The organism is Spirulina subsalsa FACHB-351 (genome assembly GCF_026130165.1).
Lineage (GTDB): Bacteria > Cyanobacteriota > Cyanobacteriia > Cyanobacteriales > Spirulinaceae > Spirulina_A > Spirulina_A subsalsa_A.
In genome coordinates this window covers 1-17,762 of the sequence record NZ_JAIHOM010000107.1, presented here as the reverse complement: position 1 = coordinate 17,762, position 17,762 = coordinate 1, and the positions used below count along the sequence as shown (strand labels likewise).

The window sequence follows — 17,762 nt, the reverse complement described above, 5'->3', positions numbered from 1 at the left end:
TCGGGTGTAATGTCATTGACTAACTTTGACTAACTTTAGCCAGAAACCGGGTTGCATTCATTGTCTAGTTTTCTCGATACACCCCAGCAAAAACCCGGTTTCTCATGTCAATTATCAATTATCAATTCCCCATTCCCTTCCTCCACATTGCCTTACGATCTCCTCAAGACACTGCTCCAAACCCGAGGCATCTTTCCAGCCCACAAACCCCCCATAGAGACATTGCCCCTGTTTATCCCCCAAAAAAACATGAGTCACTCCGAGGGCATTTTTCCACAGCCTTAACTCTAACCCGTCCCCCAAATTGGTAATTTTTTGAGAACGGGGAAAATCTCGCGGGTGGGCGTCGGTGATGCCTTCCACTTGTCGTAATTGTTGGATTAGAGTACAGACTAAACTGGGGGGGGAAGGGGGCGAAATCACCGGGTTTTCCCAAAAGGCTTGGATGAGGGGGATTAAGTCAGGGTGAGCGTTCAGTTGGGGATGGGGGAGTTCCACCCGGATAAATTGACTGTAGTCAAATTGGGTAGAGGCGACTAGGATGGTGCCGTCGCTGCCTTGGTCAATATCCCCAGCAATGACTAAGGTGGGGATTTGTTGGGCGATTTTTTCAGCTAAAGCACGCCGATTAATACCTAAGTCCCTAGCAATGCCAATCCCTAACCCAAAAGGGTCAATAATCCGGGCAGCATCAGCACCACCAATGGGGGAAGCGAGGAGAATCAGGGAGTGAAGGTGAGAACACCATGCTGGGTGACGGTTGAGCAATTCTAGCCAAATAATCCCCCCCATGGAGTGACCAATCACCCGGAGGGGAGTAGTGGGATATTGCTCCAGGGTGGCGGTGACTTGGCTTTCTACTTGGGTGATTAGGGGTTCAAGACGGAGCCAAGTTTTTAGCCAGCCTAAATTGGGGGCAATGACGAGATGATGGGGCGCTAAGATTTCGCCGAATTGCTGCATCGCGTCGCTGGTGTCTGCCCAACCGTGTTGGAGGTAGAGGATGAAGTCAGGGGAAGGCATGGGGGAACTGAGGATTAGAGGATGGGGGCTTTTAAGGGCGATCCCTCCGGGACGCTCTGCGATCGCAACAATAACCCATATTCAATCCCTTCGACCACCGCTTGATAGGAAGCGTCAATGATATTAGTAGACACCCCCACCGTAGTCCAGCGTTGTTCCCCATTGCTAGACTCCACCAAAACCCGGGTTTTCGCTGACGTGCCGGAATTACTGTCCAAAATCCGCACTTTGTAATCCGTGAGATAAAACTCAGCAATTTGAGGGTAAAACCTCACCAAAGCCTTGCGTAAGGCTTGATCTAAAGCCGAAACCGGACCATTGCCTTCCGCCACTTCTAATAAATCCTCCCCATTGACACTCACTTTAATCGTCGCGAGGGCATTACTTTCAATCACATCCGAGGCATTACAATGAACTTGGAACCCTTTCAGGTGGAAACGGTGGGGGCGTTGGGCAATAGCAGAACGCATGAGCAGTTCAAAACTCGCCTCAGCCGCTTCAAATTGATAGCCTTCTTTTTCCAACACCTTCAGTTCCGCTAAAATCTGACGGCAGGTTTGATCATCCTGTTCTAAATCAATGCCAAAACTGCGCGCTTTAGCTAACACATTACTTAAACCCGATTGATCAGAAATCACAATGCGGCGACGGTTGCCAATCACTTCCGGGGTGATATGTTCGTAAGTGAGAGGATTTTTCGCCACAGCTGAGACATGAATCCCCCCCTTGTGCGCAAAGGCAGAACGTCCGACGAAGGGCGCATGATCATCCGGGGCCAGATTGACAATTTCGCTCACAGCGCGACTGGTAAGAGTTAAACGGGCTAACTGTTCCGGGGTGACGCAATCATAGCCCAGTTTTAACTGTAAGTTGGGGATAAGGGTGCAAAGATTGGCATTGCCGCAACGTTCCCCATAGCCATTGATAGTCCCTTGTACCATTTTCGCTCCGGCCATCACGGCGGCGATCGCATTAGCCACAGCCGTCCCCCCATCATTATGGGTGTGAATCCCCAACCGGGGCGAATTTTCCCCCGTAGTTTGCAACTCCGGTAAAGCCTCCCGCACCTCCTCAATAATTTGCGTCACCTCATGGGGCAACGCCCCACCATTGGTATCACACAGCACCAACCATTCCGCCCCCGCCTCCAAAGCCGTCCGCAGGGTTTTTAGCGCATAATCCCGATTCGCCTTATACCCATCAAACCAATGTTCAGCATCATAAATCACCCGTCGCCCCTGACTGCGCAAATACTCCAACGTATCGCCAATCATAGCTAGATTCTCTTCTAACGTCGTGTGTAACCCTTCCGTGACATGAAGATCCCAAGACTTACCGAAAATTGCCACCCAATGAGTCCCAGCCGTTAAAATCGCCTGTAGCAGCGAATCCTCAGCCGCCACTCGATTAGGCCGACGAGTGGAACAAAAAGCCACCACTTCCGAATGTTCGAGAGGGGTTTCTTTCAAGCGCCAGAAAAACTGGACATCCTTGGGATTCGCCCCCGGCCATCCCCCCTCAATAAAAGGAACGCCCATTTTATCCAGTTTGCGGGCAATCTTCAATTTATCTTCAATAGACAGGGCAATCCCTTCCCGTTGTGCGCCATCTCGTAAGGTGGTGTCGTAAATCCAAAGCTGATTACTGCTCATCATGGAAAATTCTCGCTATAATTGTAACAATATGTAAAGCTGACTTGACAACTTGTACAGTTTAGAACGTTTTTTTTGAGGACAAATTAACACTATGCCTACTGTATCTGCTCAGGGAAAAACCTTTACCTGTGAAACCGGAGCCAATCTCCGCAAAGTTTTATTAAGCAATGGCGTTGATTTGTACAATGAGGGTGCAAAAGTCATTAACTGCTTAGGGTTTGGCAGTTGTGGAACTTGTGCGGTAGAAGTACAAGGAGAAGTCTCCGAACCGAAAGGAAAAGAAAAGTTCCGTCTTTCTTTACCTCCCCATAGTAGCAAGAGCAACTTACGTTTAGCCTGTCAAACTCAGGTTTTAGGTGATGTTACGGTTACAAAGCATGAGGGATTTTGGGGGCAAAAAGCAGAGACAAAATGGCAGGGTTAGGATTCCGGCTTTTTGTTGCTTTCTAGACGTGAACACTCACCGCTAGAAGTTGGTCAAAAAGCAGGTCATTGGATGGGATAGTTTTTAACTATCACTCTCTCAGACCTTACCCGTCTTTTAGTTTAAGGGCAAAGATTCCCAACCGTGGGGATCTTTGCTTTTTTTTAGGGAATCTTGGGGGAGAGGTTCCCCCCAGATTCGTAAATTCGTAGGTTGGGTGAAGCGCCAGCGCAACCCAACAAACCCGTAAAGAGTAATTCCGAATAATTCGTAGGTTGGGTGAAGCGAAGCGCGCAACCCAACACCCCCATCAGGAGATAAACATTCAACTCCCCAATAAGAAACCGGGTTTCTGTTAAGAAGTCGCGGGAAAACGAGGGGATGCAAGAAACCCGGTTTCTAGATAGCTAGAGTAGAGAAATTTACCCCAGATTCCTAGATTCGTAGGTTGGGTGAAGCGCCAGCGCAACCCAACACCCCCATTAGGAGATAAACATTCAACTCCCCAATAAGAAACCGAGTTTCTGTTAAGAAGTAGCGGGAAAACGAGGGGATGCAAAAAATCCGGTTTCTAGGATAGCTAGGGTAGAGAGATTTCCCTCAAATCCCTAGATTCGTAGGTTGGGTGAAGCGAAGCGCGCAACCCAACACCCCCATCAGGAGATAAACATTCAACTCCCCAATAAGAAACCGGGTTTCTGTTAAGAAGTCGCGGGAAAACGAGGGGATGCAAAAAACCCGTTTTCTAGATAGCTAGGGCAGAAAAATTTCCCTCAAATTCCTAGATTCGTAGGTTGGGTGAAGCGCCAGCGCAACCCAACACCCCCATTAGGAGATAAACATTCAACTCCCCAATAAGAAACCGGGTTTCTGTTAAGAAGTCGCGGGGAAACGAGGGGATGCAAGAAACCCGTTTTCTAGATAGCTAGAGTAGAGAGATTTACCCCAGATTCCTAGATTCGTAGGTTGGGTGAGATAGCGCAACCCAACACCCCCATCAGGAGATAAACATTCAACTTCCCAATAAGAAACCGGGTTTCTGTTAAGAAGTCGCGGGGAAAACGAGGGGATGCAAGAAACCCGTTTTCTAGATAGCTAGAGTAGAGAGATTTACCCCAGATTCCTAGATTCGTAGGTTGGGTGAAGCGCCAGCGCAACCCAACACCCCCATTAGGAGATAAACATTCAACTCCCCAATCAGAAACCGAGTTTCTGTTAAGAAGTAGCGGGGAAAACGAGGGGATGCAAGAAACCCGTTTTCTAGATAGCTAGGGCAGAAAAATTTCCCTCAAATTCCTAGATTCGTAGGTTGGGTGAAGCGCCAGCGCAACCCAACACCCCCATTAGGAGATAAATATTCAACTCCCCAATAAGAAACCCGGTTTCTGTTAGGAAGTAGCGGGGAAAACGAGGGGATGCAAGAAACCCGGTTTCTAGATAGCTAGAGTAGAGAAATTTCCCTCAAACTCCTAGATTCGTAGGTTGGGTGAGATAGCGCAACCCAACACCCCCATCAGGAGATAAACATTCAACTCCCCAATAAAAAACCGAGTTTCTGTTAAGAAGTCGCTGGAAAACGAGGGGATGCAAGAAACCCGGTTTCTGTGACCATAGTTTAGTGAACGCATTATGACCAGAAATCGGGTTGTTGGTGGGAATTAAATTTGAGAATAAGATCATAGGAGTGGGTAAAAATTTGTTGGGTTGCGCTGTCGCTTCACCCAACCTACGAATTACATGAGTTCAGGATTCAATAATTTCTAAAACCGCTTTGGGGTTTAACTTGTCCTTAAACCAAATGACTCTAGCGGGAACTTCACTGGTTTTAATCCCAGACTTTTCTAAATTTAAACGCTCGGAAATGGCTAAAATTAAATTATCCACATCTGCATGACGAACTTGATAAAACTTCTTGCGTAAATAATCCGGCCGCCAAAAGCCAATAATTTCCAAAATATAATCTCGTCCGTCGGGATGAACAAGGCGAAAATCGGGAATCATTACACTTCCGGGGATAGGGACTAGGTTCACCTCTCGCTCTAAAATCCAGTCGGTTTTGGTCTTTTCCCACCGTTTGGCAAAGGCTTCCTCTAACATACTATCATAGGTTTTACCCCGAGAATAATGACTCACTAAATCACATTGATCATCTAAACTAAAATAGCCTTTTTTGGTTGCTCCGGTATATTGATCTTTCTGCTCTAAGGTAGCTTTTAAACTCCATTTTGTCACATGGAGAAGGGCGGGAATCATTTTAGCAAAGGCTAATCCGTAGCGGGTGCTAGATTTAAATAAACTGGTAGGGCCATCTAAGGAAATGGTAAAACCATGATCGACATCTCCCTCAATATAAAACATCAATTGAAAGAGTTTTAAATAGCGAAATAAGAGCTTATATTCTCCCGGAACGTTGCGGTGTGCGTTTAATATCACTTGACTGGCACGATAAAAAATACCTTGGACTTGTGAGAGGTTATAACGATGAATGAGAGTGCTGGGATCAGGGGCTTCAAATTGGGTTAAAATACGGTTTTCTTGTAAGTCTGCATAGAGTCCTTGTAAGATGTCACTAGGCAGGACTTCTCGGTTCAATTCTTGGGAGAGGGTAGAGCAGAGGGTTTGTAAGGTATTGTTACGTTGATGAGGAAGAGGGGGGGTTTTGGCTGCTTCGGTAAAGACGCGCTGTCTCAGTAGTTGGGGCTCCAATGGACTGACAATTTCAAAGGTGCTAAAACTATTCTTAAGTAGATGAGCCAGACCGCGTTTGGTGCGATAATTGGGACTGTCTCCTTCTAAATCATGGAGTTGTTTGTCTAATTCTCCTTGGGTTTTTCCTAGGCAATTCTGGAAGCATTCGATTTGTTCATTAGCGATCGCAATTGTTGCATCATCTAGGGTTAAACGCTTGGGAATAATGGTTTCACCGCGCAGGCGATAACTGAGTAAATCACTGGGTAACATGGGGAATTTTGAGTTGACAGCAGCCCGTTGCAAAAATAAAAAATAATTAGGGGTTGCTTGCAACGTATGATTAGAGATTGGGTAAAATTATTACGGTGACTGTTATTTTATGACTAGCACAATTTTTAGGCCGTTGGAAAGCAGACCGGATAGTTATAAAGCTTTGTATCAGCAAGGTGAAGCGTTGCGAGATCGGCGGCGCTATGACGAGGCATTAGTTTATTATGATAAGGCGATCGCCTGCAACCCCGAGGATTTTTGGTCATGGTATCGCCGAGGCACGGTATTAGAAGAATTAGAGCAGTATGCAGAGGCTGTAGAAAGCTATCAAATTGCGGTAGAGTTAGACGAAAAGGCTTACTGGGCTTGGTATAGTTTGGGTTGTATCAGCTTGGATGAGTTGGCGGAATATGAAAATGCGATCGCCTACTTTGGGAAAGCAATTGAAATTCAGCCCGATGATTATTGGAGTCATTACCGTCAAGGGGAAGCCTGGCGACGTTGGGGGAATCCGGAGCAGGCGATCGCTTGTTTTGATCGAGCGCTAAAATTGCGTCCGGGAGACTATTGGGCTTCGTACCGTCGTGGGGATGCCTTCCGCCAAGGGGGGGAACTTGAAAAAGCCCTCTGGAGTTACGAACAAGCGGTACAAGCCAAGCCTCGGGATTATTGGGCATTATATCAATGTGCCAAAATGTTCAAACATTTGGGCAATTTTTCCGCCGCGATTAACAGTTATGAACAAGCCGTCAAGGTGCGCCCGGATGAGGATGCAGCTTGGTATGAGTTGGCCATTTGTTATGGTATGGTGGATGATTTACGGGGAACGGTACGCGCTTTAGATGAGGCCATTTATCTTTATCCCAGTAAGTATCAAGAATTAGCCCGCACGGAGATCATTTTTAACCGCTTTAATGATGAGCGAGATTTTCAACGGCTATTTGATTATTGGGATGATGTTTCCTATGAAAAAAATGGCAAGGTTGATGAAACGGTAGACCTAGAATTAACAGAAGTTAGTCCCCCCTCTGAATTGTTAGCGGATTCGGATCTGGAAGTGGCGACAGAATCAGAGTCGGTGGAGGAAGACGTTGTAACAGAAAGTGCTGATTCTGTGCCGAATGTGCCAGATATTCAGGCTGAATTATCCCTAGAAACTGAAATAGAAGTACCTACTCCTGTAGGAGCAGAGAAAGATGGTAAATTGGACGTGCTAACGGTGAGTCAGTCTTCAGAATCTGTGAGGGATTCTGTTGAAAGTGACGTGGAAGAAGAGTAGTTTTAGTGTCGTTTCAATGCTCAATTTCAGAGGGGAGAAAGGAGTCGGGAGTCGGGAATCGGGAATCCTCTCCCCTGCTCCCCTGCTCTCCCGCTCTCCCGACTCCTGATTTGGCGCCCAAGCGCAACTACGAACCTGACTCCCCCGCTCCCCTAGCCGTTATCAATTATCAATTCCCCACCAGAAAGGACTTGCCTGTTGAGCAAGGATCGCGCTATGATGGTGAATTGTGTCGAATAAGTAGAATCGAAGCGAATTCATGCCTAAACTAAAAACCCGTAGAGCGGCAGCCAAGCGGTTCAGAGCGACTGGAAGCGGCAAGATTCGCCGTCGCAAGGCGGGGAAAAACCACTTACTGCAACATAAAAGCTCTGAACAAAAATATCGCCGCCTGTCCCAGTTGTCTTTAGTCAGCGAGTCAGATGAGCCGAATGTGCGTCTGATGTTGCCCTATATGTAATCAATGACCCATTGATTGTCAAGAGCCTAGTTTCAGAGTTGCACTGATCTAGCCTGTTGTTGCCCAAATTTAACTTATCGAAAACCCTAATCAACTGCTATGACAAGAGTAGTAAGGGGCAATGTTGCCCGGAAACGTCGTAAAAAAATCCTCAAACTCGCCAAAGGGTTTAGAGGTTCTCATTCTAAACTGTTCCGCACCGCGAACCAACAGGTGATGAAAGCCTTGCGGAATGCTTATCGCGATCGCCGCAAACGGAAACGGGATTTTCGTCGTCTGTGGATTGTACGCATTAATGCGGCGGCTAGACAACATGGTATTAGCTACAGCCAACTGACGAACAAGCTAAAACAAGCCAATATTCAACTAAATCGTAAAATGCTGGCTCAGTTAGCGGTAGTGGATCCCGAAGCTTTTACCAAAGTGGTGGAATTGGCGACGAAATAAGCCACAAATGACCAAAATCAAGGTTTTTCCTGAGAAAGGGGACAAGAGTGAATCTTGTCCCCTTTTGGTGTTTTGGGAGTCGGGAGCAGGGAATTGTCAATTATCAATTATCAATTCCCTTGTTGAGTCTAGCGTTGGGCTTTTTCAGCAAGCCCTCCCTAGACAATACCTAACTCAGGCCCGTGTGAGTTAAAAAGGCGATCGCCTGATGGGTAACAGGTAAGCTATCTACCACCATCCCCGTACAAAGGAGCATCATGTACAAGATGGAATATTTAAACATCGATTTGGCTAATTCTTTATCCGTCGGTGCTTGATAGAGTTGCCAAGCTTTGCGGAGAAAGATCACCCCTAACAGGGCGGCAATGGTGCCGTAAACAACACCAGACACTCCCAAGGGATAAATCAACAAGAAGCTACAAGGCACCACCAACAGGGTATATAAACCAATCTGTTGAACGGTTTTTTCTTCCCCCACAATGACGGGCAACATGGGAATATTTACCTGAGCGTAGTCATCGCGAATCATCAGGGCTAAAGCCCAGAAGTGGGGGGGAGTCCAGAGGAAGATCAGGGCGAAGAGTAGCCAAGCGGGCCAAGCGAGTTCCCCGGTGACGGCAGTCCAGCCCACGAGGGGAGGAATAGACCCGGCCGCCCCACCAATGACAATGTTTTGGGTGCTATGACGCTTCAGGAAATGGGTGTAGATGACCATATAAAAGGCGATACCAGACAGGGCGAGGAATCCACTCAAAAGATTGACGAAGAGGGCAAAGAGGGTAAAAGAGAGGACTCCTAGGGCGATCGCAAAAATAAACGCATGACGGGGCTGAACACGACCCGAAGGAATGGGACGTTTCCGCGTCCGCACCATTTCGTAGTCAATATCTTGATCATAAATACAGTTCAGGGTTTGGGCAGAAGCCGCCGCCAGTGTTCCCCCTAACAAGGTGATAAAGAGGAGAAAAGGGTCAACTTGTCCCTCGGAAGCCATCCACATGGCGGCCGCTGTGGTAATCAGCAGCAGGGGGATAATCCGAGGTTTGGTCAGTTGGTAGTAACTTTTGAGAACATCTAAAACATTCTCGTGTCTGGGCGAGTAACTGGTCCCAATCATTCAGTTCTTTTCCTTGTTCTAGGGTACAAAATTGATAGTTGATAATTAGGGCTTGCTGTGCGCGGAGCGTGCCGTTAGGCATATAACTCGCGGAGTCGGGTTCGTAGTTGCGCTTTAGCGCCCAATCGGGAGTCGGTAATAGGGAATAGGTAATAGGGAATAGGGAATAGGGAATAGGGAATAGGGAATAGGTAATAGGGAATAGGGAATAGGTAATAGATAATTGATAATTTCTCCCCTGCTCCCCTGCTCCCCTGCTCCCCTGCTCCCCTGCTCCCCTGCTCCCCCATTCTGTTATTTACGGTTGCGGGAGTTGACCATTGCGAATCCCCAAGACAGTGAAGCAAACGAGACTACCCAGTAAGGCGGCCCCGATGGCTTGGTGGGAGATGGTGAGAGGTTCAACTTGTAGGTGGAGGTAGTAGGTGCCAACACCGAGGAGAATTTGTAAGAGCAGTAAGGCCGCCGTAATTTGGGCAAGGACTCGTAAACCACGAGGTAAGGCTGGAGTGCGCCAGGCCAGAATCACGAGGGTGAGGGTGGCAAGGGTGGCGGGAATGACTCCCACAAGATGGCTATACATCACGGCACAAAGTTGAGAACCTGCTAGACATTGGTGCAAAGCCCACCGGGACCCGACTAAACCCCCGAGGAGACTTTGCAGGTAAATCAACAGGGCAGCTATACCACTCACCCAGGGCAGTTTTTTCCCCACTCCGGTTCCTTGTTGGGGCAGGAGGAGACACCCCATCACTAAGAGGGTGGAGAAGAAGAGGAGGGCGGTGCCGAGGTGGGCGGTTACGATGTCAAAGCGGAGGAGTTGGGTGACGGTGAGGCCGCCGAGTAGCCCTTGAAAGAGGATGAGGGCGAGGGCAAAGGTGGAGGCCCAGGGGACCCAACGGGGGAGACGTTGCCGCCACCAGAGGGAGAGTCCTAGGAGGGCGATCGCACTAAAGCCGATTAAGGCTGCGTCTAGGCGATGAAACCACTCCAGAAAAACTTGTAGATTCATCTGTTGGGAGGGAATCCACTGCCCGTAACACAGGGGCCAATCGGGACAAGCTAATCCCGCATTCATCACCCGGGTAGCACTGCCCACGGCCATGAGTAGAAAGGTAGCGATCGCCATTTTCCAGACTAAACGGCGAATTTTATCCCGAGGTTGCGTCACCTCTGGGGAAGTTGTCAGCGAGGTTTGGGGTTTTAATACCGATTCTGTCATAGTCTCTCAAAGCTAACTAAGGATTAAAGACGGGTGAGGATATACAGCAGGGCGAATAAAACAATCCAGATGATATCGACGAAGTGCCAGTAAATCTCCGCCATCTCTACCCCGGTATGTTTGGACTCGTTGTAATGTCCCTCACGGCGCGATCGCCAAACTACTCCTAAAATCAGTAAAACCCCCACCAATACATGGAGGCCATGAAAGCCTGTCATCACATAAAAACAGCCGGAAAAAACATTAGTTGAGAGGCCATAACCCAGATTCAAATACTCATAAACCTGTCCCCCCAAAAAGACAATTCCCATCAAAGCTGTGGCGACATACCAAAAGCGCATCCCCCCCACATTATTTTTCTTAATGGCGCTATCACCTTGATGAATGACAAAACTACTGGAAATCAGAATAATCGTGTTAATGGCGGGGAGTAATAACTCCACTTCTGTTCCTTCCGGTGGCCAAGTTGTGGTAGAGGCTCTATAGATTAAATAGGAGGCAAATAAGCCCCCAAACATCAGGGATTCTGATGCTAAAAAGATGAGTAGGCCAAATAAGCGATAATCCGGGTGTTCCCCATGACTTTCCCCATGAGCAACGGGTTTACCGCCATTTTTTGAAGCATCAATGATTGTGGTCATACTCTGTTTTCCTTGTGAAATTTACGGCAATTTTGAGCGATAGAATTGGGCTAATTTAGCCTAATTTTTTGAAGGATTTTGTTATTTTAAAAACATCTCCTGTGATTGATGAATTATTCCCCGTAGGGGCGGATCGCATCCGCCCATCGCATCCACCCATCGCATCCGCCCATCGCATCCGCCCATCGCATCCGCCCATCGCATCCGCCCATTGCATCCGCCCATGAGGTGGGGGTTTTGTTGGGTTTCGCTTTCGCTCCACCCAACCTACGGGGTCAGAAATTCCGCCTTAACTCACTTCCGCTTTCACTTCTTCCAGCATTTCCTCGACGGTTTCCTCTTCGGCACCTTGGGTATCAATGCCATAGTCATAGGGGCCAGCCCAGAGAATGGGGTCCTCATCGAAGTTTTCAATGGCCGGAGGGGAGGTGGTTTGCCACTCCAAGGTTAAAGCGCGCCAAGGATTCCGCCCGGCCGGTTGACCTTTCATCCAACTCCAAACCATATTCACCATGAACGGCAACACGGAAAAGCCCAATAACATGGAGCCATAGGTGCAAATCTGATTAATGGTGGTGAATTGGGGGTCATACATGGCAATGCGCCGAGGCATCCCTTTTAAGCCCAATTCGTGCATAGGTAAAAAGGTTAAATTGGCCCCAATGAAGGTCAAAACAAAGTGAATCCGACCGAGGGTTTCGTTATACATCCGCCCGGTAATTTTGGGGAACCAGTGATATATGGCCGCATAGATGCCAAACACGGAACCGCCGAATAACACATAGTGGAAATGCGCCACGACATAATAGGTATCGTGAACATGGAGGTCAAAGGGGGCGGTACCTAATGTTACTCCACTGAGTCCCCCAAACACGAACATGGCTAATAGACCGACTCCAAAGAGTAGGGGGGAGGTGTAGCGGATTTTGCCACCCCAGAGGGTTGCGACCCAGCTAAAGATTTTAACCCCGGTGGGAACGGCGACAATCAGGGTGGAGATGGTGAAAAACATCCGCATCCAGGGGGGGGTGCCACTGGTGAACATATGGTGAACCCAGACGAATAGCCCCACAATACAGATGGCCAGACTGGAATAGGCGATCGCTTTATAACCAAAAATCGGCTTACGAACATGGGTAGGAATGACTTCCGACATGATGCCGAAAATGGGCAGAATCATCAAATAAACGGCCGGGTGGGAATAAAACCAAAACAAGTGCTGATAAACCACTACATTTCCCCCCATTTCTGGGCGAAAGAACCCTGTCCCAAAGTTAATGTCAAACAACAACAGGACTAAACCCGCCGCTAACACGGGGGTAGAAAACAGGGCTAAAATCGAAGTGGCCACCATTGCCCAACAAAACAGGGGTAAGTTATCCCAAGTCATATCAGGGACGCGCATTTTAAAGATCGTGACCAAAAAGTTCACCGACCCCATAATGGAGGAACTCCCCACCAAGACAATGGCTAAAATCCAGAGGGACTGACCCACATTATTGGTAATCAAACTCAAGGGAGGGTAGGAAGTCCAGCCCGATTGAGCGCCGCCAAAAAATAGGCTGATCATGAGTAATAATCCAGCCGGGGGGTTTAACCAAAAGGCGATCGCATTCAAATTCGGGAACGCCATATCCTTCGCCCCAATCATCAAGGGAATCAAGTAATTCCCAAACCCCCCAATAGCCGCCGGAACAACCCAGAAAAAGATCATCATTGTTCCGTGGTTGGTCAAAAAGGCGTTATATAACTCCGGGGAAAGCAAATCAACATCCGGGGTTGATAATTCCGCTCGCATAAAGAGCGCCATCACCCCAGCGATTAAATAAAACAGAAAAGACGTGACCAGATATTGAATCCCAATCACCTTATGATCGGTGTTGTACCAAAAATAATGATACCAAGACCACTTTTCCGGGTGCTGATGACCCTGTGACTGACTTGGTGGTGTATGTAACGGTAATTCAGCTTGTGTCATGAGTTAATGATTGCTACTGTTGTTCGTTAATCGTGGGAGTGACAGACCCTAGTGCAGATGTTGCAACGCGGTCACAGTGTGTTCATTCACCCCCATCTGTTCCACAAAAGGCTCTAGAAACGCCCCATCAGAACGCTCCTGTTGCACCGCTACAGCCTTATTCAAATCCGGCACCGCGGCGATTTGATTCTCCGCCACCCACTGGTTATATTCCTCTTGGTTGTGAACAATCACCTCCGTCCGCATCGCGCCATGATAGGCCCCGCACAACTCCGCACAAACGACGGGATAATGTCCGGTTTGAGTCGCCACAAAGCGCAATAGGGTTTTCTCACCCGGAATGGCATCTTGTTTAATGCGGAATTGGGGCAACCAGAACGAATGAATCACATCTTGGGCTTCAATGCTTAGCTGAACATCCTTACCTACGGGGACATGGAGTTCCCCCGCCACAATTCCGGTGTCAGGATAGTTAAACAGCCAAGCGTATTGAATCCCCGTTACATTCACCGTTAAATCTGGGGGTAACTTTCCCTCTACTGGGGTGGCTCCCATACCATATTCCCGGTTATCTCCTTCGGCCATCAATAAATTAGCCTCACTGCCCGGTAAACTGGCAATCTCCACAGAATGATGGCTGTGATTATGGGCAATGCCAGACCCAATGGCATCAAATCCCCCCATTTGGCTATAGACATCCACACTGTAGATTCCTAAACCAATCACAATGAAGGCCGGAATGGCCGTCCAAAAAATTTCTAGGGGTAAGTTTCCTTCCACATAGGGCGCATCGGTTTCATCTCCCTTTTTGCGCCGAAATTTAATCATTATGAAGACAATCGCCCCTTCTACTAATAAAAAGAGTGCTGTCCCAATTGTTACCATCACTTGGAAAAAATCATCCACCAAGGGAGCTTGTTCTGAGACTTGTTCCGGTAATAAGCCATTGTTTTGACCGTACCAAAAACTAATCCCTGTGACGGCAATTCCCAAGGTTAATGTAATGAGTGAAATGGGAACGGTTTCCTTTTCTTTTGCCATATCGTCCTTGACCTCTGCTAATCCTCTAATTTACCCACTATTTCCCATATAAACACTCAATTAAGGGAAAGTGGGGCAAAATTCTACATTTTTTCATAACTGTTCCCCATAGTAGTCACATCAATCAATCCCTAACCAATCAATCTCAACCCGAGCAATCTTTGCTTGTTCGCTATTAGATGGTTCTGTCAAGGCATTGTAGCGTATCTCCTCGATTTGCAACGTCTCATGATTCACAAATTGCCATGAAATTCCAAAATATTAATTTTTTGTTAAAAAATAACAACAATTCTGAAATAAATATCATATTTTCTTTAGATTTTGGGCGGAGTTATGGGTCAAATCGGTGTAGCACAACTCCTCAAAAGTTTTAGAATTTTCTGGAATGAGTCCCCGTGGCGTTGGAGTTATGCCAAATTGCGCTATCACATTCACGATTTGATCCGAGGGAGACAAGCCGATGCTCGAAGGATGGTTAGATTGGCTGGGAGACTGGAATCCTCAACTGTTGCGGGAACTGAGAGGTCGCTTAAAACCGCGTAATATCCTGTTAGCGGTGGGGGCTTCATTGATGGGACAATTGTTCTTGATTTTGCTGGCGTGGCAACGCTTTGAGAACTTCATCGGTGCCGTTGAACAAGACTCCCCCTATTGTCAGGCGAGTAGCCCCGCCTTGCATCAACTGATCGCCCTGAAACAACGAAATACTGTCTTAAATGAGCAACTCAATCAAGCTTACGCTGTCGGTCAGCCAGATCCGGCAAAACTGGACGCGCTATCGGTTCAAATGACCCAAGTCCAGGATCAAATTTCCCAACTCACCGCCTTTTGTCCCCGTGAGAGCATTAATACCGCTTTCTGGTGGACTGAACATTACCCCCATTGGTTTGTAGCCTTAACCCTGATCAGTTTAGTGATTTTGTTAGTTGGGGGGGTTTATCTGCTCATTAACAATCTGGAACAAGAAGAGAAAAAAGGCACCCTGACCTTTCTCCGTTTGTGTCCCCAATCCACCGGGCAGTTAATGATCGGGAAGTTGTTGGGGGTGCCAGTTTTATTGTACTTAGGGCTGGCTTGTGCCTTACCCCTGCATCTTGGGTTAGCCCAACTCTCTGGGATTCCCTTGGGGGTGCTATTGCTGTTTTATGGGGTGTGTATTGGGGGGTGTGGTTTCTTCCTCACAGGGGGAATCTTGGTGGGTTTATTGTCTCAGACGTTCCATCAGGTGGGGTTTAAGGGGTTTCAGCCCATCGGGGGGGCTTTTGGCATGGCGATCGCACTAAGTTTCATGTTCAGTAGTTTAATGGACTACCAACCGGAATCCAGTGCCATGATGATCTTTCACCTCTTGAATCCCTTTGCTTGGTGTCATGCCTTGATGCCGGAAGCCTTCAGTTTATTTAATTCAACCTCACCTTGGTTCGATCCTGCGATCGCAGTGGATACTCCCCAAACCTTTTTAAGGATGCTCCATTTTTATCGTCTCCCCATTGGTTCTAACCCGCTCCTGTTAGCCCTCTTTTTGCTCACCAATGCCCTATTCTGGACAAAATGGTTAGGCCGTATGATTGAGCGTTGTTTCCGCAATCCTAACGGCAGTTTATTGAATAAGCGTCAATGGTATGGTTTGATGCTATCGTTTCAGATCGTCTTTTTAGGGTTAGTCTTAGTGCCTACAGGGGTTTTTGAGGGGGATTTATACCTAGATGATCTATTTTGGACATTTTTCCTCTTAATCTTCATGAACACCTTCTTCCTCGTGTGGGCGATTTTAACCCTCACCCCACGACGACAAACCGCCATCGATTGGGCGCGCTATCATCATCAAAATCGCGAGTCTAGACTTGTGGAGTGGCTAGAAGGGGAAAAAAGTCCGGCATTAGGGGCGATCGCACTTTTACTCCTCATCGCCGTTGTCTTCTTCCTCCCTTGGCTGTGGCTCATGTGGCCTCATATCTCCCTCGTCGCCACCCCCAACGTTGCCCCCAAACTCCTAGTCGTCGTCGCAGGGGTTGCCTTTTATGCCTTGTGGCTGCTCATTTACGCCAGTATTACCCAACATATTTTTCTCTACCGTCTCAAACAACCCCATCTTTGGGCATTTGTCATCAATAGCAGTATTTTATTCTTCCCTCCCCTACTCTTAAGCATCTTGGGAGGGGGAAACTATTGGTATGACAATCAGGGAATTTGGCAGTTTTCCTCCTTACCTTGGGTTTATTTAGATTCAGCCAGTTCTTTAACCATTGGTTTATCTTTACTCACCCATACTTTAATCGCAGCCGTTTTAGCCAAAGTATCCCTCTCCCGTATCCGTCAACTCGGAGAATCCACCACCCAAACCCTGTTAACTCGTGCTGGCTGAATCAAACCAGACGCTGGAGGCAACAAGGGAATAGGGGAGAGAGGAGAGAGGAGAGAGGAGAACTCTCAATTCTCACTTCTCAGAGGAGAGAGGGGGAGTCGGAAAAAGGTAAATCTTGTGTCCTTTGTGTCTTTGTGGTTCATACCTGAAAAAACCTGAACCCGGGGAATGTATAGGGTTAACAGTGCTTACAGACCTATTCAGCAAGCCCTAATGTCTCTCTTGCCAGTACAATAGAATGCACACAGAAGGAGAAGGGGGCAATTTTCCTCAAACAGGAGAGCCAGTCCACACCTAGGTTAATTGTAGAAAATGGGTAGAACAAGCACAAAACCGTCAAATCGGGCATTAGCAAGTCCCTTGGATGCGATCGCCTTTGCCCGTCATGAAACCTTTGCCCCTCGCTTTGGTTGGTTAAAAAAAGGGTTTGATCGGACGCTGGAAGAGGATCGTATTTTCCTACGAGAAGATGCTCCAGTGAAACTGGGGGTAGGGAAAAATATGGTCAAATCGATCCGCTATTGGTGTCATGCCTTTAAGGTTCTCGAAGACGATCAGCCAACAGATTTTGGTCAACAATTGTTAGGGGAACAAGGATGGGATAGTTACTTAGAAGATCCGGCCTCATTGTGGTTGCTCCATTGGAAATTGCTAGAAACTCCTTGTGATGCGACGGCGTGGAAGTTCATGTTTAATCAGTTCCGTTCAGCAGAATTTACGAGCGAGGATTTATTGAATCAATTGAGTGATGAACGCGATCGCCTAGCCCCCCGCATAGCCGACTCCTCCCTGCGCAAAGATATTAGCTGCATTTTGCGGATGTATGTGGAACAATCCCCCCAAAAATGGAAAGGCGAAGATTCCCTAAACTGTCCTTTCACAGAATTAGGTTTAATCACCCGGGCTGGGGATTCTAGACACTACACCTTCCGCATCGGTTATAAACCCAATTTACCGATCATGTTTTCTTGAAAGCCCCGATACTTTAGGACGGGGATGAAAAGAAAAACAGTATGTAACCGGCGAAGCGTCAACACTTAATGAGCCTTGCCAGTTTTATTAAGTGTGTTATAATGGGAGCATGATAACGATGACCTACGATTTCAAACTCAAGCCTAAAAAGTCTCAAGTCCAAAGGATTGAGATGCA

At 47.5% G+C, this 17,762-nt stretch carries 14 protein-coding genes and 1 pseudogene; 6 read left to right on the top strand and 9 right to left on the bottom strand.

The features are described 5' to 3' along the window. Nucleotides 1–114: 114 nt before the first annotated feature. Both K4A83_RS17670 and cimA read right to left on the bottom strand, forming a co-directional pair. Nucleotides 115–1,023, bottom strand: a complete 909-nt coding sequence (locus K4A83_RS17670) for an alpha/beta fold hydrolase (RefSeq protein ID WP_265265974.1) — start codon at nt 1,021–1,023, stop codon at nt 115–117. Between the two features lie 14 nt (nt 1,024–1,037). Next, nucleotides 1,038–2,675 carry a citramalate synthase gene (gene cimA, locus K4A83_RS17665; protein WP_407810100.1) on the bottom strand — a complete coding sequence of 546 codons (1,638 nt, stop codon included), beginning with the start codon at nt 2,673–2,675 and terminating at the stop codon, nt 1,038–1,040. 94 nt (nt 2,676–2,769) lie between these two features. Here cimA and K4A83_RS17660 point away from each other — a divergent pair, with 94 nt between their 5' ends. Beyond that, nucleotides 2,770–3,102: a (2Fe-2S)-binding protein gene (locus tag K4A83_RS17660; RefSeq protein WP_265265972.1), complete on the top strand. Its 333-nt coding sequence runs from the start codon at nt 2,770–2,772 to the stop codon at nt 3,100–3,102. A gap of 1,743 nt (nt 3,103–4,845) precedes the next feature. Here K4A83_RS17660 and K4A83_RS17655 read toward each other — a convergent pair. Beyond that, entirely contained in the window at nt 4,846–6,063 is a 1,218-nt protein-coding gene (locus K4A83_RS17655) for a DUF790 family protein (protein WP_265265971.1), read from the bottom strand. A gap of 109 nt (nt 6,064–6,172) precedes the next feature. Here K4A83_RS17655 and K4A83_RS17650 point away from each other — a divergent pair, with 109 nt between their 5' ends. The 3 genes from K4A83_RS17650 to rplT all read left to right on the top strand — a co-directional run bounded on the left by K4A83_RS17650 (nt 6,173) and on the right by rplT (nt 8,249). Beyond that, entirely contained in the window at nt 6,173–7,342 is a 1,170-nt protein-coding gene (locus K4A83_RS17650; RefSeq protein ID WP_265265970.1) for a tetratricopeptide repeat protein, read from the top strand. Between the two features lie 259 nt (nt 7,343–7,601). Further along, nucleotides 7,602–7,802, top strand: coding sequence for a 50S ribosomal protein L35 (gene rpmI, locus K4A83_RS17645; RefSeq protein WP_017303443.1), 201 nt, complete (start codon nt 7,602–7,604; stop codon nt 7,800–7,802). 99 nt (nt 7,803–7,901) lie between these two features. After that, nucleotides 7,902–8,249: a 50S ribosomal protein L20 gene (rplT, locus tag K4A83_RS17640; protein ID WP_265265969.1), complete on the top strand. Its 348-nt coding sequence runs from the start codon at nt 7,902–7,904 to the stop codon at nt 8,247–8,249. 169 nt (nt 8,250–8,418) lie between these two features. Here rplT and K4A83_RS17635 read toward each other — a convergent pair whose 3' ends face one another. The 6 genes from K4A83_RS17635 to K4A83_RS17610 all read right to left on the bottom strand — a co-directional run bounded on the left by K4A83_RS17635 (nt 8,419) and on the right by K4A83_RS17610 (nt 14,248). Further along, nucleotides 8,419–9,366 (bottom strand): heme o synthase, encoded by a 948-nt coding sequence (locus K4A83_RS17635; protein ID WP_265265968.1) that lies wholly within the window; start codon nt 9,364–9,366, stop codon nt 8,419–8,421. Between the two features lie 298 nt (nt 9,367–9,664). Beyond that, nucleotides 9,665–10,588, bottom strand: coding sequence for a COX15/CtaA family protein (locus tag K4A83_RS17630; RefSeq protein ID WP_265265967.1), 924 nt, complete (start codon nt 10,586–10,588; stop codon nt 9,665–9,667). Nucleotides 10,589–10,611: 23 nt separating this feature from the next. Next, nucleotides 10,612–11,229: a cytochrome c oxidase subunit 3 gene (locus K4A83_RS17625; protein WP_265265966.1), complete on the bottom strand. Its 618-nt coding sequence runs from the start codon at nt 11,227–11,229 to the stop codon at nt 10,612–10,614. Between the two features lie 113 nt (nt 11,230–11,342). Continuing rightward, the gene (locus tag K4A83_RS17620) at nt 11,343–11,495 is read right to left on the bottom strand and encodes a hypothetical protein (protein ID WP_265265965.1); all 153 of its coding nucleotides are present in this window, start codon (nt 11,493–11,495) and stop codon (nt 11,343–11,345) included. A 23-nt stretch (nt 11,496–11,518) separates the two neighbouring features. Further along, nucleotides 11,519–13,207 (bottom strand): cytochrome c oxidase subunit I, encoded by a 1,689-nt coding sequence (gene ctaD, locus K4A83_RS17615; RefSeq protein WP_265265964.1) that lies wholly within the window; start codon nt 13,205–13,207, stop codon nt 11,519–11,521. A 48-nt stretch (nt 13,208–13,255) separates the two neighbouring features. Continuing rightward, nucleotides 13,256–14,248 carry a cytochrome c oxidase subunit II gene (locus K4A83_RS17610; protein ID WP_265265963.1) on the bottom strand — a complete coding sequence of 331 codons (993 nt, stop codon included), beginning with the start codon at nt 14,246–14,248 and terminating at the stop codon, nt 13,256–13,258. Between the two features lie 460 nt (nt 14,249–14,708). Here K4A83_RS17610 and K4A83_RS17605 point away from each other — a divergent pair, with 460 nt between their 5' ends. Beyond that, entirely contained in the window at nt 14,709–16,613 is a 1,905-nt protein-coding gene (locus tag K4A83_RS17605; RefSeq protein WP_265265962.1) for a hypothetical protein, read from the top strand. 312 nt (nt 16,614–16,925) lie between these two features. Beyond that, nucleotides 16,926–17,570: pseudogene (locus K4A83_RS17600) on the top strand (DUF4007 family protein); the annotation flags it as partial. Nucleotides 17,571–17,762 lie beyond the last annotated feature (192 nt).